The 15,748-nt window shown below is 35.6% G+C and carries 15 protein-coding genes; 6 read left to right on the top strand and 9 right to left on the bottom strand.

The features are described 5' to 3' along the window. Positions 1-118 precede the first annotated feature (118 nt). Positions 119-1,144, top strand: coding sequence for a helix-turn-helix domain-containing protein (locus APB85_RS16855; RefSeq protein WP_057480676.1), 1,026 nt, complete (start codon positions 119-121; stop codon positions 1,142-1,144). A 523-nt stretch (positions 1,145-1,667) separates the two neighbouring features. Here the strand turns inward: APB85_RS16855 and APB85_RS16850 are convergent. Beyond that, on the bottom strand, positions 1,668-2,801 hold the full coding sequence (locus tag APB85_RS16850) for a GAF domain-containing sensor histidine kinase (protein WP_262506229.1): 1,134 nt from the start codon (positions 2,799-2,801) through the stop codon (positions 1,668-1,670). A 295-nt stretch (positions 2,802-3,096) separates the two neighbouring features. Here APB85_RS16850 and APB85_RS16845 point away from each other — a divergent pair, with 295 nt between their 5' ends. The 3 genes from APB85_RS16845 to APB85_RS16835 all read left to right on the top strand — a co-directional run bounded on the left by APB85_RS16845 (position 3,097) and on the right by APB85_RS16835 (position 5,790). Then, entirely contained in the window at positions 3,097-3,651 is a 555-nt protein-coding gene (locus APB85_RS16845) for a hypothetical protein (RefSeq protein WP_063870567.1), read from the top strand. Positions 3,652-3,906: 255 nt separating this feature from the next. Continuing rightward, complete coding sequence (locus APB85_RS16840; protein ID WP_057480679.1) at positions 3,907-4,671, top strand: LytR/AlgR family response regulator transcription factor; 765 nt, start codon at positions 3,907-3,909, stop codon at positions 4,669-4,671. Positions 4,672-4,683: 12 nt separating this feature from the next. Further along, positions 4,684-5,790, top strand: a complete 1,107-nt coding sequence (locus APB85_RS16835) for a sensor histidine kinase (protein ID WP_057480680.1) — start codon at positions 4,684-4,686, stop codon at positions 5,788-5,790. On the opposite strand, the gene APB85_RS16830 is transcribed toward APB85_RS16835, so the two are convergent. Then, a complete protein-coding gene (locus tag APB85_RS16830; RefSeq protein WP_057480681.1) occupies positions 5,791-6,873 on the bottom strand; it encodes a Gfo/Idh/MocA family protein in 1,083 nt (360 codons plus the stop codon). It lies immediately after the preceding gene. Between the two features lie 148 nt (positions 6,874-7,021). On the opposite strand from APB85_RS16830, the gene APB85_RS16825 reads away from it, so the two are divergent. Then, positions 7,022-7,597 carry a DJ-1/PfpI family protein gene (locus APB85_RS16825; protein WP_057480682.1) on the top strand — a complete coding sequence of 192 codons (576 nt, stop codon included), beginning with the start codon at positions 7,022-7,024 and terminating at the stop codon, positions 7,595-7,597. 157 nt (positions 7,598-7,754) lie between these two features. Here APB85_RS16825 and miaA read toward each other — a convergent pair whose 3' ends face one another. The 7 genes from miaA to APB85_RS16790 form a co-directional block, all read right to left on the bottom strand. Then, positions 7,755-8,675 (bottom strand): tRNA (adenosine(37)-N6)-dimethylallyltransferase MiaA, encoded by a 921-nt coding sequence (miaA, locus tag APB85_RS16820; protein WP_057480684.1) that lies wholly within the window; start codon positions 8,673-8,675, stop codon positions 7,755-7,757. Beyond that, positions 8,665-9,498, bottom strand: a complete 834-nt coding sequence (locus APB85_RS16815; protein ID WP_057480685.1) for an ion transporter — start codon at positions 9,496-9,498, stop codon at positions 8,665-8,667. Before APB85_RS16815 ends, miaA begins: the two co-directional genes overlap by 11 nt. Positions 9,499-9,563: 65 nt before the next feature. Then, a complete protein-coding gene (locus tag APB85_RS16810; protein WP_057480686.1) occupies positions 9,564-10,937 on the bottom strand; it encodes an exonuclease domain-containing protein in 1,374 nt (457 codons plus the stop codon). A gap of 24 nt (positions 10,938-10,961) precedes the next feature. Beyond that, on the bottom strand, positions 10,962-11,615 hold the full coding sequence (locus APB85_RS16805) for a YggS family pyridoxal phosphate-dependent enzyme (RefSeq protein WP_057480687.1): 654 nt from the start codon (positions 11,613-11,615) through the stop codon (positions 10,962-10,964). A gap of 12 nt (positions 11,616-11,627) precedes the next feature. Beyond that, complete coding sequence (locus APB85_RS16800; protein WP_057480688.1) at positions 11,628-12,872, bottom strand: DUF1015 domain-containing protein; 1,245 nt, start codon at positions 12,870-12,872, stop codon at positions 11,628-11,630. A gap of 14 nt (positions 12,873-12,886) precedes the next feature. Further along, positions 12,887-13,774, bottom strand: a complete 888-nt coding sequence (locus tag APB85_RS16795; RefSeq protein ID WP_057480689.1) for a 3-hydroxyacyl-CoA dehydrogenase family protein — start codon at positions 13,772-13,774, stop codon at positions 12,887-12,889. Between the two features lie 55 nt (positions 13,775-13,829). Then, complete coding sequence (locus tag APB85_RS16790; RefSeq protein WP_057480861.1) at positions 13,830-14,795, bottom strand: Gfo/Idh/MocA family protein; 966 nt, start codon at positions 14,793-14,795, stop codon at positions 13,830-13,832. 136 nt (positions 14,796-14,931) lie between these two features. Here APB85_RS16790 and APB85_RS16785 point away from each other — a divergent pair, with 136 nt between their 5' ends. Then, positions 14,932-15,573 carry a protein-L-isoaspartate(D-aspartate) O-methyltransferase gene (locus APB85_RS16785; protein WP_057480862.1) on the top strand — a complete coding sequence of 214 codons (642 nt, stop codon included), beginning with the start codon at positions 14,932-14,934 and terminating at the stop codon, positions 15,571-15,573. Positions 15,574-15,748 lie beyond the last annotated feature (175 nt).

Raw genomic sequence — 15,748 nt, 5'->3', positions numbered from 1 at the left:
TTTTTGCTGTATTAGTTTCTTTTAGAAAGTTTTAACCACTTCCTGGTTTTTTTAGGAAGTAATTAATAAATTAAGACTACTATATATTTTAAAATTGGGGTGTTAATATTTGCTTTTAATGAGAAACTTTAAATTACTGGTCGGAAAAGAAGATAGAATTATCCCAGAACTCGCTAATCAACTAGGGGTGAAATATAATTCAAACCTTGGAGAATATTCTTTAAAAATCCCCTCAGAACTCGGTTCAGGTAAGGTACAGGGAATTAATTTCCCCAACGGGGTGGGGCTTTATATTATAAGAGCTAATTTTTCTAAACAAATAGAGTTAGAACTAACCAATGATGAAGTGAAGCCCCTTAGATTCATCTACTGTCTAGAAGAAGAATTTAAGCATAAGTTTGAAGAAGATAACGATTGGCAGGCCATTGAACAGTATCAACATTTAATTTCGGCAGCGAAACAGGAGCAGGTGCAAAAGTTACAATTTTCAGCTAACGCTAAAACTGAGATCTGTTACCTCGAGATTGATCGGAAGAAATTTCAGGATTACCTTTCCTTTCAATTAAGCGATATCGAGAAAAATATATATGAACTATTTGCAGATGTGAATGGGATAAAACAAATATGTTCCAAAGGATATTTTAGCCTTGAAATTTCGAATGTTATTAACCAAATTCTTTCTTATAGAGGAAAAGGGTTTCCACGAACCAATTATTTAGGCGCCAAAGCTTTGGAAATACTTTCTCAAATGTTGGTGATTTATCAAAATGAATCCAAACCAGGGGAAGATGAGATTTTAAAAAAGGCTGATGTTGGAAAAATTAAAATTGCTTCTGATTATATTGATGACAATCTATCCAGTCTTGAGAATATTCCACAGATATCAAGAATCGCAGGACTTAATACTTCTAAAATACAGGAAGGTTTTAAAATCCTTTATAATCAAACGGTAAACGAATATGTAAAACAAAAGCGGTTAGAAAAGGCTATAAAACTTTTAACAGAGGGAAATAGGAATATAAGTGAGGTAGTCTTAGAATTAGGACTTTCGAGCAGAAGCTATTTCTCAAAAATATTTAAAGAGAAATACGGTTTAACTCCGAAGGAATTTGTAAAAAATTCTACGGCAAAGAATATTTCTTAAATTTTAATAATCTATTTAATTGAATGTTTTACAGATAGTTAAACAGTATTTTGCGCTTTAAAATAGAAACTTTTACAAAATAGCTTTTTTCATTCCTGTTCTTTGATTAAAAAACGGGGGAATTTCCTAATACCGAAAAAGAAAGACTAGTCTTAACTTAAAGGATACCTTTTTGGGAAATCAGCAGTAAATATGGCGCATTTTTATTTGTTAGTCTATAGATTAGATTTTTAAAACCGGGTTGAAGTTTATTGTCAGGATAATTTGATTTATATAACCCTGTTATTTCATAGCTGCTTTACCAATTAAGGTCTCAAGTTTAACCTTAATTTCTGTGCTATGAATCCATTCTATATTTTTCTTGAAAATTACAAGACAGCTACCGCCGGTTTTCATATTCTGGCCAAACTATTTATTTTTTTAATCCTAACCTGGATAGTTGTTGCAGCTATCTTTGCAGTTTTGGGAACTTTAAATTTGATATTTTAAAGTCATTAAATCTTTTAAATTCTGGCATTCAGGCTTAGTTATGTGCAGGCATTACAAAGCTGAACACTGTTTCTTTGTCTGTAGATTTCACATTTATATTTCCTTCGTGAGCTTTAGCAATTTCGGAAGCTATATATAGACCAAGCCCTAAACCTTGTTTAGGCTCTTCACCTTCAATACGATAAAAAGGTTCAAACAATTTCTCTCTTACTTTTTTCGGGATTTTTGCTCCTTTATTGGTGATTTCTAATTTAAATTGTCCATTTAAACAAACAGCTTCAAGCTCTATAGGGTTATCCTGCGAACCGTGGGTAACAGCATTTCCCAGGAGGTTAGAGCATAATTGTGCAATTCTATTAGGGTCACAATTAACAGGATTTTCAATTCTAATATTTGTAGAGAAATCTCGGTTTGGAGATATGGTTTTTATTTCATTAATTACCTGCTCCAAAATATTTTCCAGCTTCCCAAAATCCTTTGTTTTATTTAATTTAATGCCTTCACCTAAGCGGCCACGAGCAAAATCCAGAAGGTTATCTATTAAATTTTCCATTCTAATGCTGGTAGATTTAATAAGGGCAGCATTGCGTTTTACAATATCTTCCTTGCTAAATTTCATTAGAATTTCAGCACTCATTCTGGTGGTGGCAATAGGGTTCTTAAGATCGTGTCCTAAGATCGCTATAAATTGCTCCCGCAATTCGGCTATATGTTGCTCTTCGTTAAGCTCTGCAACTGCTCTTTCCTTCTCTTCAATCGCTTCAAGATGAAAACTTATTAGCTCAGCGTAAAGTTGAAACATTCCTTTAACTTCCTCATTATCTACTTTGGCCGGCTCTTTATCTATAGCGCAAAGCGTTCCAAAGAAACTTCCATCTTTTTTATAAACCGGTACAGATATATAACTGCCAAATCCGTACATAGCCGGGGTGGGATGCTTAGCATATGTGTCACTAGTAGCTACATTATCAATATAAACCGCTTCATTTTGCCTTCGCACCTGGCTGCAAAGCGTAGTTTCTACTTTTAATTCGTCACCTGGTTTTAAGCCAAACGAAATTTTATCCTTACTTGCGCACGTTATCCATTTGTCTTCGGTAACACGTGCAATAGCAGCAAATCCCATTCCTGTATTAAGGCAAACAATGTCTAATAGCTGAGAGACGATTGGGATTTTATTAATATTTGCAACGTCAGTTTTATAATCTTGATACGTAGAGGTAGTCTTAATAAGAATAAATTTTTGGATGTAAAAAGTCTATAAAATTAGTAAATATTTTTGATTTCTGAAAAGATTAAAAATTGACTCTTGAGCTTTATATCAAATTTCTAACAGCTCATTATCAAAAATATGTAGTTTGTATCATTACTGCTTAATTTACCTGTATTGCTACTTAATTTTAGGATATAATTAAATACAAGCTTTTACCTAAACCTTTTATAAATCCTAAAATTTTATTGTTATGAAAACATTAGTCGTTATTTTGATGCTTGTGAGCTTTAGCTTTAATAGCTACGCTCAGAGAATTACTGAACTAGAGGAAACAAAAATTGCTTATTCTCCTATTGTCCTCGCCGAAACCGATAATCCAGATGAGTATCGATACGAGGTGAACGATGGTTTTGCCGCCGAATTCACTGAGGACCCAATGGCATTTATGGAATCTTATTTTGATATTTCTGAATTTATTGAAGAAGTAAAAGATAAGGACTATAATTCTTACCTGGTGCGTTTTTCATCTGATAAAGGCTTTCTTGAAGCCAATTATTCAAAAGATGGAGAATTAAACCGAACCAGGCAGCTATTTAAAGATGTTGCCTTACCTCTTGCCGTAAGAAATGAATTATGGAGACAAACCGAAGGCTGGAGTATGGTAAAGAATAGTTACAAAGCCAAGGGAAAACGAGATCTTCTGGATCAAGAACAATATCGAATTAAAGTGGTAAAAAACAATAAATCGAAAATTATTAAAATTGATCCTAAAAATATTAATGAAGAGCGTGTGGCCGGTATGTAATTTCTCAAGAACCTCAAACTATTGCCTGTAAAGTATAAACTTCAGTCTAAATGAAGCTCGAAAAAACTTTACAGGCATTTTTATGTCTTTATATCAAATATGAACCTATTGACATCATAAAATAAATCTCTGGTAGCAAAATAAGCGACATTCATCGAATTAATTTATTTGATGTCAATCACTTAGATTCAAAAAAAATATTCAACAAGAAAAAATAGTTTTAAATTACATGGGTATATCTCAAATGTAAAAATTATGAAAGCACTTGTTGTAGATGATGAAGAACTGGCAAGAAGAAGAGTGCTTAACCTGCTTGCCGAAGTAGAGGAAATTGAAGTTTTAGGAGAATGCTCCAATGGGAAAGAAGCTATTGCTCAAATTAACAAGCTTAAGCCGGGACTTGTTTTTCTTGATATTAGTATGAAAGATATGAGTGGCTTTGAAGTGTTGCAAAAGCTTAATGTGAACCCCAAACCGGTAGTCGTCTTTGTAACGGCTTATGATAATTATGCCACCAAAGCTTTTGACGTTGATGCTTTCGATTTTCTGCTGAAACCATTTAGAGACGAGCGGTTTTTCAAAACCATAAAAAAGGTACTTAACATCACAAATAATGAAGTTCAGGAAAATTTTGAAAAGCGCCTACAAACCTTATTCGAGGTTTATAGCAAAGACAGGAAAACTTCTAAGATCCCATTAAAACTTCCGGTTAGGCAGGGTAATAAAACCGTTTTGCTAACACCCCATGAGGTCAGTTATATATGTGCCTCCGGTTATTATGCTGAAATATATACCGAAAACAGTAAATATTTACTGCGGGAATCTTTAAATAACCTGGAAGAGTTTTTTAAAAACCATGCCTTTTTTAGAATTCATAGATCAGCTATTATTAACCTGAATCACATTAAAGAGATTGTTCATTCAGATTTTTCTGAAGTAGATGTAAAAATGAAAGACAACAAATTATTACGCATCAGTAAATCCAATAAAAAAGAATTATTTGATAAACTCGGAATTTAAAATATCCTCAGAATGAGCCTTTCAGCCTTAAAAAATAAATACATAGACGTAAAGCTTATTTTGCTTTTGGCGGCTTTCTATACTTTATTCAATCTGGTTTACCTGGGTAAATTGGCTTATATGCGTGCTTTCGTTTACAGAGAAATCGTAGAATCCTGGCACGACATTATTATTCACAATATGCTTATAGACTGGATTATTGTAGTGGTTTATATGAGCCTTATTGCAATAAGTACGAAGCGTCTTTTAGATGAAAATTATTCGTGGATAAGGATTTTTCTACTGCATACTCTATTTTCAATTTTAATAGGATTTGTAATTCGGTTTGTTTTCGATCTTCATGGAATTTTACTCGGCCGAATGACTTTTGCCGATTATAGTATAAAAGCCAGTATAGACCGAATGATATTTGTAATAGATCTTAATTTTCTCATCTACTTTGCGATGATTTTTATAATCTATACCTATTATTATTTAAAACAGGTGAAAGAGACCGAAAAGCAAAAAACGCTGCTGGAATCCCAACTTACCAATACTCGAATGAAAATGTTGTCTTCCCAGCTACAACCACATTTTTTATTCAACACTTTAAATTCAATCTCAGTTTTAGTAGAGATGGATGCTAAAAAAGCCCAGGATACTATTGCAGATCTAAGCGATTTGCTTCGGGAAATTTTATACAGTAGCGAGAATTATAAGGTTAGCCTCAGAAAGGAATTACGAATGCTGGATTATTATCTAAATATTCTCACTCTAAGATTTTCAGATCATTTAATAATTGAGAAGAATATAGATGAAAGCCTTTTAGATCAATTAGTGCCTTCCTTACTATTGCAACCTGTTATCGAGAACTCGGTTAAACACGGTTATTCTTACCACAACATACATCTTAAAATTGTAATCAATATTTCTAAATCTAGAGGTTACCTGGTGCTTAGCGTTCATAATAATGGAAAACCACTTACCGAAAAACAAGAAGCTTTGTTAGAAAAAGGAGTGGGAATTTCTAATACCAGGGATCGTTTACTTACACTTTACGGAAAAAAGGCCAGTTTTAAAATACGCAATAAAGAGGGGGGAGTAGAAACATTAATAAAAATACCCTTTTCCAAAACCTGATTACAGATTTAAACGTTCCCCGTTCTTACTGGCAGATTCATATATTTTTTCCGGGATTATAATGTCTTTTAATCCATCTTCCCCGGGCACCAAAACCGGTTTATCCTCAATAATCGCCAGGGCATCATCATCCATTTGTACAGCTTGCTGATTTTTGCCAAATGGAGGTAATACCGTTCCATCGCTGCCTTTTCCTTTCACGCCCGAGTAAGATTGAAAAGGCCTTAAATAATACCATCCATCTTCGCAATTCACTTCAAGATTATTTAGATTTTCTCCAAAACTGGTTTTACAATCAGCGGTAAGTCCATTTGGGAATTCAAGATTAAAGGTGGTCGTTTCATCTACTTCATCAAAAATTTCGGGTCTATTAATAATATGTCTTGCACTTACCGAAATAGGTTCTAAACCGGTGGTATAGCGCGCGGCATTTAAAGGGTAAACTCCCATATCATACATTGCACCGCCACCCATTTCTTTTTCCAGTTTCCAGGGTGTCATGGGGTCTCCATAATAACCGGCTTCTGCTTTTAGGTTTTTCATTTTACCAAAAGGTTTGGTTTCTGCCCACTTTATTAATGTTTGAGTATTCTTTTCGTGTTGCATTCTATAGCCAATAGAAAGTTTTACCCGGTTTTTATTACAGGCTTCGATTATTGCCCGGCATTCTTCCGAAGTTTTTGCCATAGGTTTTTCGCACCATACTTGTTTCCCTGTATTTGCAGCTTTAATGGCATATTGTGCGTGCAACCCGGTAGGTAACACAATATAGATCACATCTATTTCGTCGTTATTGGCAATACGGTCCATATTGTCATAATTATACACGTTTTGATCTTTAATCTCGTATTTACGTTGCCAAAGCGGGATTTTTTCAGGACTTCCGGTAACTATACCCTTTAGTTCACAAAATTCTGTTTCCTGCAGGGCAGGAGCCAATTGTCCGGTGCTGTAATTTCCCAAACCAACCAGGGCAACACCTAGTTTTTCTCTATTCTTCGGAAATAAAAAGTTCGGAATTGGTAGCGTGCTCGCCGCAATCAATAATCCCGATTTTTTGATAAAGGTTCTACGGTTTTGCATATTGAAGTTTTTATTAGGCTTTAAAAGTTACTCAAGTGTTCTTAAATTATAACTTCAAAAATTACTTTTAACTATTTTTTAAAATCTGATTTCCAATGCTTAGGCTGAATTTCCTTAACTTAAAGAAAGATTTTAAAACTTATTAATTATGAAAAAATTACTCTTTTTAACCGGAGATTTTGCTGAAGATTATGAAACTATGGTTCCTTTCCAAATGCTGGTTATGTTGGGATATACCGTCCATACTGTTTGCCCCGGAAAGAAAAAGGGAGAGAAGATAAAAACTGCTATCCACGATTTTGAAGGAGACCAGACTTACACTGAAAAACCGGGTCATTTATTCGAACTCAACTACTCTTTTGATGATGTAAAACCCGAAGATTATGATGGTTTGGTAATGGCCGGTGGCCGTGCTCCGGAATATCTTAGATTAAATAAAAAGGTAATTGAAATCACTAAGCATTTTTTTGAAAAAGATAAACCGGTTGCTGCAATTTGCCACGCGATTCAAATTCTTACAGTTGCAGATGTATTAAAGGGAAGAACGCTTACAGCATACCCAACCATAGGCCCGGAAATTGAATTAGTAGGAGGGAAGTACAAAGAGGTAGAACCTACTGAGGCGGTGGTAGATGGCAATTTAGTGACCTCACCAGCCTGGCCGGGGCATTCTGCTTTTATTGCGGAATTTGTAAAACTTTTGGGAGCCAAAATTGAGATTTAAGAATAGCGTTAAGCTTTTTTTTCTTTTTAGAAATAGTGTCATTCCCAGGCCGGCTCCAATTAAAGCTCCGCTTATAAATCCATATGCCTCTGGAAGAATAGTGAAATGTAAGACCAAACCGCTTATAAATAGAATAATACCAATAAGTTTAAACCGATCAATTTTCATAATTTTTGATTTTTGAGTTAAGGAATTGCTGAATTTCTTCTACAGGAGTTTTATAATCAAACCAATTTATTTCCTGATCTTTTCTAAACCAGGTGAGTTGCCGTTTTGCAAATCTCCTGGTATTTTTCTTAATTTCTGAAACCGCAGTTTCCAAAGAATCTTTCCCTTCTAAATATGAAAAAAGTTCTTTATAGCCCACAGTATTTAAAGCATTCAATTCGCGTTGCGTGAAAAGTGCCTTAGCTTCATCCATTAGACCTTCAGTTATCATAAGATCTACCCGACGATTTATACGATCATAGATTATTTCGCGCTCGGCGCTAAGCCCTATACTTATAGCAGTAAAATTGCGTTTCTTTTTTGGCTGGTTGAGGTAAGAGGAGTAAGGTTTTCCGCTGCTCATACAAACTTCCAGCGCTCTAATCACCCGATGCGGATTTTCTAAATCTACTATTTTATAATAATCAGGATCTAATTTATGCAATTGCTGTTGTAAAGAATCCAAACCTTCTTTTTCTAATTTCAGGTTATGCTCCTGCCTTATTTCTAAAGAAACTTCAGGGAAATAATCTAAACCTTCCAATACACTTTTGGTGTAGAGTCCGCTACCACCAACCATGATCACGATCTTATTATTTTTGAATAATTCGTCTAATTTTTTAATGGCGTCAGATTCAAAGTCGCCTACATTATAATTATCTTCAATAGAAATATGCTGAATAAAATGGTGTTTTGCAGCATTTAGTTCTTCGGTCGAAGGTACGGCCGTGCCTATGCTCATTTCCTTGTAAAACTGCCTTGAATCTGCCGAAATTATTTCAGTATCGAACTTATTTGCGAGTTGAATGGCCAAAGAAGTCTTGCCAATGGCAGTTGGCCCAACAATATTAATAAGGTAATTAGTGGTCATTTAGAGGTTTTCCGCAGTTATGGCAAAATTCAGCTTCGTCTAAATGTTTATCTTCATTACAATAAACACAGGACTGAGTATTTTTAGGAATTTTATCTTTTTGCGAGCGGGTGATCTCTGAAGTAACAATTCCTGTTGGTACCGCAATAATTCCATAACCAACAATCATAATAAAAGAAGCTATAAAACGTCCCACAGGTGTTACCGGGTGGATATCGCCAAAACCAACGGTGGTAAGCGTAACAATACACCAGTAAATGCTAAGTGGTATATTATCAAAACCTCCTTTTTCCCCTTCTACCAGGTGCATTACCGTACCCATAATGATGCAAATAATAAGTACAGCAAATAGGAAGACAATAATCTTGGGCCTACTATTTCTTAAGGCTAATAAAAGGCGGTTAGACTCACCTATATAGCGAGTGACTTTTAAAATCCTGAAGACTCTAAGTAATCTTAAAGCTCTAACGGCAAATAGTAAGTTATGGCCACCAAAAATAAAGGCGAGATAGGTTGGGAGTGTAGATAATAGGTCTACGATCCCATAAAAGCTAAAAATATAATTCTTAGGTTTTTTTATAGCGATTATGCGCAGAATGTATTCTATACTAAAAATTATGGTGATAATCCATTCTGCAATATAGAAATGCCAGTAATACTTGGTGTTTAGTGTTCCTACACTTTCCAGCATTACTAATGCGATACTTATGGCAATTACAATAAGTAAGGCCACGTCAAAAAACTTCCCTGAAGGAGTATCGGCTTCATAAATTACTTCATGAAGTTTTGCTTTCCAACCTGGTTTTGCTTCTATTTTTGGCAATAATTGGTGATTTATGAATTATTCAAATTTAAATAAATTCCTGAAGCTAGTCAGTAATTTAGAACTTATTTGGCCAGCGGATCTAACTGAACAATTTTTAACCTGGAATTACGGCGCAAATAACTCTGAATAATATGCTGCGCGTCCCTGTCGTTTTTCATTGGGGTTATTATAGATCTAATAATATCTATATTGTTAATCTGGTGATTTAAATTAAAATAGCCAATACCTTTAAACTCTCCGTCTTCAACCAATAAAGCACTTTTTTCGTCTACTTCCCGCCCGCGGTCTATCACCAACATGTGTTGGTTTTTGTAGGAATGCTGATCTATTAGCGCTCTAACCCTTTCGTTGTAAGCTTCAGCTGGTTCTTCCCTGATGCAAGCGCCTTGACATTTTTTAATGGTGTAATTAAAGCAATTTCCAGATCCTTTTTCCAGGTGGCAAAGCTTATGGCAAAGATCGTATTTGGCTATCCATGTTTCTAATACATTCCTGGCTCTTTTTAGAGAAGAAAAGGTAGTGATACTGTTCTTTTTGCCGGCTCTGCCAATATAAAGATTGATATATCCATTCTCATCTGTAGAATGATAAAGCGCGTGGCTAAAAATATTCTTCTTTAAAGCTTTATTGTACTTGGGTTTGTTATGCTTTATTTCCTGATTTTCCTTTAATAGGGCGGCGAGTTCATTTCCCGTAGCTTCATAACTTACCGAAGAAACTTCTTTTTGGAGTTGCCGGGCTTTATGTTGCTCGCTGGTAAAATGCTGCGTGACGCGTTTTTTGATATTCTTACTTTTCCCTATGTAAATAATATCCCCGTCTGAATTATGAAAATAATACACGCCCGTAATTCCGGGTAGGTCTTCTAAGATATAAACCAGGCGGGTATCCACCTGGCGTTTGGGTTCCAGCTTTACGGCGTCCTTTAAAATATTCTTTTCAACATCTTTGGCGAGTAACATTTTAAAGAGTTTAACGGTTGCCTGTGCATCTCCGCTAGCTCTATGCCGATCACTTAAAGGAATTCCCAAAGCTCTCACCAGTTTGCCTAAACTATAAGATTCCTGGCCGGGAATAAGTTTTTTAGAGAGTTCTACAGTACACAGCGATCTTCTTTCAAAATCAAAGCCCAATCTCTTAAATTCGGTTCGAAGAATACGATAATCGAATTTTGAATTGTGCGCTACTAAAACACAATCTTCGGTGATTTCTACAATGCGTTTAGCAACTTCGTAAAATTTGGGCGCATTGCGAAGCATATCGTTATTTATGCCGGTAAGGTTAACTACAAAAGGCTGTATGGCTTTTTCGGGGTTCACCAGGCTTATAAACTGGTCAACCACCTTTAGCCCATCAAATTTATAGATAGCTATTTCGGTAATTCCTTCTTCATTATATTTACCACCGGTGGTTTCTATGTCTACTACTGCGTACAAAAATTATGTTTCTGTTTTCTTTAATTAATCTCTGGCTCCAAAAATTTCACTCCCAATACGCACCATATTGCTTCCGGAATCTATAGCAATTTTATAATCGCCACTCATTCCCATGGAGAGAATTTCGAAATTTGAATATTGCTCCTTAAACTCGTCGAATACAGTTTTTAAATGATCAAACTCTTTTTTCACTTGTTTTTCATCGTCGGTAAAAGTGGCCATTCCCATTAGACCTTTAACTTTTACATGATCTAGCTCTTTAAATTCTTCTGAATCTAAGATTTCCCTGGCTTCATCTGCTGAAATTCCATATTTACTGTCTTCTTCCGCAATTTTGATTTGAAGCAAGCAATCTATACAATGACCATTTTTGTCGGCTTCCTTGTGAATTTCTTTCAATAATTTTAAACTATCTACAGCGTGTATTAATGAAACATAAGGCGCCATATATTTCACTTTATTGCGCTGTACGTGGCCTACCATATGCCATTTAATATCTTTGGGAAGTTTTTCCCATTTTTCGGTCATTTCCTGGATCTTATTCTCTCCAAAATGCCTTTGGCCGGCTTCGTATGCTTCTAAAAGATCATCTACCGATTTGGTTTTTGAAATAGCTACCAGGGTTACATCTTTAGGTAATTCATCCTGGAAATTTTTAATATTTTCTGAAATATCCATGCAATTTACTTTTTAGTTAATTTCAAACTCATAAATGGTCAATCCGCTTAATAGTTTGGGTTCAATATAGGTGCTTTTTGGCGGCATTGTTAAGCCTTCATCGGCGGTTTCTTTAATTTCCTTTATGCTTAATGGAAGCATGCCAAAACCTACAGCAAATTCTCCTTTATCTATACGAGTTTTAATTTCTATGAGATCATTCTTACCGTGAATATAAGAAATACGCTTGTCATTTCTAAGGTCTTCGATTCCCAAAATTGGCTGAAGCACTTTTTTATATAAAATATAAGGATCTAATTTAGATAAAGAATCACCAAATTCATAGTTTGTTTTTCGCAAATAAAGGGAATAAAATTCGCCATCCAAATACATATTGAAATGATGTTTTTGCATCGGCTTATAAACTTCCATCCCGTGATTTTCAATCCGAAAATACTCATCTAGCTGAATAAGGAACTCTTCCTTGGTATGCCCATTCAAATCGGTTACCAACCTACTAAATTCGTGGATCTTTAAATTGCTTTCTGAAATAAGATAGCTTAAAAAATAATTATAAGCTTCCTTGCCGGTGTGATTTGCATTAGCTGCTTTCGATTCCTGGGCTAACAAATAAGAGGAGGCACTTCTATGGTGGCCGTCAGCAATATACAAATGCGGCATCTGCTCAAACTCTTCCTTAATTTGTTCCAATAGCTCTTCCTCATCAATCTTCCATAAATAATGGATTTCCCGGTTTGCAGTGGCAAATTCATATTCGGCACGGGTTGCCATAACCTGGGCGATCACGTCATTAATTTTAGAATTATCGGGATAAGTAAGTAAAACCGGTTCGGTATTAAAACCTACTACTTTCAAATAATCCTTGAACAATGTTTCGCGATGGGCAATGGTGTCTTCGTGTTTTTTAATGAGGTTATTTTCATAATCCTCGGCACTGGCCGCAGCGATAATTCCGCAGCAACTACTTTCCCGGCTTACAATTTTGTAAAGGTAGTAAGCGGGTTTTTCATCTTTTATAAAAGAGTTTTCTTCTTTAAATTCCAGGTAACGATTCTTAACCATTTGAAATCGTTGTCCGCCCGTTATTTCGTGCTGAAATTTATAACCCGGATTCAGAATATGTAAAAATGAATACGGGTTATACTGTAAGATCGCTCTTATTTCAGCTTCAGTATAATCTTCAAAAGATTTTGTAGCTACAAGGCCGGCTTTGGCGCGTTGCGGCCTAACCGCTTTAAATGGAAGTATTTTGGTCAAATTCTACAAATAATTTAGCTGAATTGTGAAGAAACCTTTTCGGCTTTTTTACTTTCAGAATAATCATAAAAACCTTCACCAGATTTTATTCCCAGTTTTCCGGCCATAACCATATTAGTCAATAACGGACAGGGCGCATATTTTGGGTTTTTAAAACCGTCGTACATTACTTCAAGGATAGAATGACAAACATCTAAACCAATAAAATCGGCCAATTGAAGTGGGCCCATTGGGTGCGCCATTCCAAGTTTCATTACGGTGTCAATTTCCTTAACACCAGCCACATTGTTATAAAAAGTTTCAATCGCCTCGTTTATCATAGGCATTAAAATACGGTTGGCCACAAAACCCGGGTAATCGTTAGCTTCAACCGGAACTTTTTTCAGGTTTTCTGAAAGTTCCATAATGCTTTTAGTAACCTTATCGCTGGTATTATAACCGCGTATAATCTCTACCAGTTTCATAATTGGCACCGGGTTCATAAAGTGCATTCCAATTACCCGTTCTGGATTGGAAACTACAGAAGCGATTTTTGTAATAGAAATCGAAGAAGTATTACTCGCCAAAATGGTTTCTGCTGAGCAATTTTCGTCCAGTTGCTTAAAGATCTTAAGTTTTAGGTCTTCATTTTCTGTAGCTGCTTCTACTACAAGGTCTATTTCCTTAACACCTTTAGGTATATCGGTATATGTTGTGATATTGTTAAGCGTTGTCTCTTTATCTGCTGCACTTATTTTTTCTTTAGAAACCATTCGGTCTAAATTCCCAGAAATAGTTTTCATTCCCTTATCCAGACTTTCTTCTGAAATGTCTATAAGGTTTACTTTGTATCCAAATTGGGCAAAAGTGTGGGCGATTCCGTTGCCCATAGTTCCTGCTCCTATAACTGCTATATTTTTCATATTGTGTGGTTTTTATATGAATTTCAGCCTTAAATCAACTGAAATAGATTTTATATTATTTACTAAAACTTTTAATAACTCCATTGGCAACGCGCAAAGCTTCAGCGCCCTGTTCCAGCGTCACTATTGGAATGGTATTATTATTAATGGCGTCAGCAAAAGTTTCCAACTCATCTAAAATGGCGTTGTTTGGGGAAACATCAGGATTATCAAAATAGATTTGTTTTTTCACTCCTTCGGCATTTTGCAAGATCATCGCGTATTCATCTTCTTTTTCAGGGGCATCTTTCATTTTTACCACCTCGCATTTTTTCTCCAGAAAATCTACCGAAATATAAGCGTCTCGCTGAAAAAATCTGGATTTGCGCATATTTTTCATTGAAATTCGGCTGGCGGTTAAGTTGGCCACGCATCCGTTTTCAAATTCAATTCTTGCGTTTGCAATATCTGGAGTATCGCTAATTACTGAAACTCCGCTGGCATTGATATTTTTCACCTTCGACTTTACTACGCTTAGAACCGCATCAATATCGTGGATCATTAAATCCAGAACCACCGGAACATCTGTGCCGCGAGGATTGAATTCTGCAAGACGATGCGCCTCAATAAACATAGGGTTTTCAATTCGAGAAGCTACGGCTCTAAATGCAGGGTTAAAACGCTCTACGTGACCAACCTGGCCTTTTACACCGTGTTTTTTGGCTAAGGCAATAAGTTCTTCGGCTTCAGCAAATGTATTGGTAATGGGTTTTTCTATAAAAAGATGTTTACCCGCCGTAATTGTTTTTTTTGCTACTTCAAAATGGGAAAGGGTAGGAGTTACTACATCTACCACATCTACCGCCTCGATGAGGTCTTCTATGATATCGAATTTTTTATAACCGAATTCCGCAGAAATCTTTTCAGCATTTTCTGAACTGGCATCGTAGAAACCTACGAGCTCATATTTTTCAGACTGATTAAGTAATTTTAAATGTATCTTCCCTAAGTGTCCTGCACCAAGCACGCCAACTTTCAACATATTTTTTAGCATTTTTCACAAAAATAGCATTTTGATTGCAAATAGTTTAGGGATTAGACGGGGAATCTCCCGTGATTTCGCTTGGCAACTTTGACTTGTAATGAGTATTTTTGCAATCTAAACGAGAAATTAAGTGATTCAGGACAATTATAGACATAAAGGAAAAAGACAACAATTGGTGAAGACCGTAAAGAAAAAGGGAATCACCGATAAAGCGGTTTTAGACGCGATTGGAAAAATTCCCAGGCATCTCTTTATGGATAGTAGTTTTGAAGATCACGCCTACCAGGATAAAGCTTTTCCTATTGCTGCAGATCAAACTATTTCCCAACCTTATACCGTTGCTTTTCAAACCGAAAAATTAGAAATCGAAAAAGGCGATAAAGTTTTGGAGATCGGAACCGGAAGTGGTTATCAGACCGCGGTTTTATGTGAACTTGGAGCGAAAGTTTACAGCATAGAACGCCAGCGAGAGCTTTATAGAAAAACAAAAATGTTTCTGAATAAAATAGGCTATCGTCCTAAGCATCTTAGTTTTGGAGATGGCTACAAAGGAATGCCAGATTATGCACCTTTTGATAAAATAATTGTAACTGCTGGCGCTCCTTTTGTTCCTAAAGATCTTTTAGGACAGTTAAAAGTTGGAGGCAGGATGGTAATTCCTGTGGGCGACGATGTGCAAACGATGACCCTTTTTATAAGAAAATCTCCTACTGAATTCGATAAAACCGAATTTGGGCAGTTTAGGTTCGTGCCTCTTCTTGGGGATAAGAATTAATAGCAGTTTTTAAAAAAAACTTTTCAATTTATCGTCATCCTGAATTCATTTCAGGATCTAGAATGATTTAATTTTTTCCAACCTAATAGATCCTGAAACAAGTTCAGGATGACGTAAGAAAAAACCCGGTCTAAAATTATTTTTAGACCAGGTTTCTCTATTTTAAGCTAAAATC

This window comes from Salegentibacter mishustinae (assembly GCF_002900095.1).
Lineage (GTDB): Bacteria > Bacteroidota > Bacteroidia > Flavobacteriales > Flavobacteriaceae > Salegentibacter > Salegentibacter mishustinae.
Note: the sequence above shows the minus strand (reverse complement) of the source record. Positions and strands in the feature narration are given on the sequence as shown.

Coding starts and splice junctions, on each gene's coding strand:
- APB85_RS16830 (WP_057480681.1), bottom strand. CDS start 6,873: ATGCAAAACCGTAGAACCTTTATCAAAAAATCGGGATTATTGATTGCG.
- APB85_RS16795 (WP_057480689.1), bottom strand. CDS start 13,774: ATGAAAAATATAGCAGTTATAGGAGCAGGAACTATGGGCAACGGAATC.
- APB85_RS16805 (WP_057480687.1), bottom strand. CDS start 11,615: ATGGATATTTCAGAAAATATTAAAAATTTCCAGGATGAATTACCTAAA.
- APB85_RS16845 (WP_063870567.1), top strand. CDS start 3,097: ATGAAAACATTAGTCGTTATTTTGATGCTTGTGAGCTTTAGCTTTAAT.
- APB85_RS16855 (WP_057480676.1), top strand. CDS start 119: ATGAGAAACTTTAAATTACTGGTCGGAAAAGAAGATAGAATTATCCCA.
- APB85_RS16835 (WP_057480680.1), top strand. CDS start 4,684: ATGAGCCTTTCAGCCTTAAAAAATAAATACATAGACGTAAAGCTTATT.
- APB85_RS16825 (WP_057480682.1), top strand. CDS start 7,022: ATGAAAAAATTACTCTTTTTAACCGGAGATTTTGCTGAAGATTATGAA.
- miaA (WP_057480684.1), bottom strand. CDS start 8,675: ATGACCACTAATTACCTTATTAATATTGTTGGGCCAACTGCCATTGGC.
- APB85_RS16790 (WP_057480861.1), bottom strand. CDS start 14,795: ATGTTGAAAGTTGGCGTGCTTGGTGCAGGACACTTAGGGAAGATACAT.
- APB85_RS16840 (WP_057480679.1), top strand. CDS start 3,907: ATGAAAGCACTTGTTGTAGATGATGAAGAACTGGCAAGAAGAAGAGTG.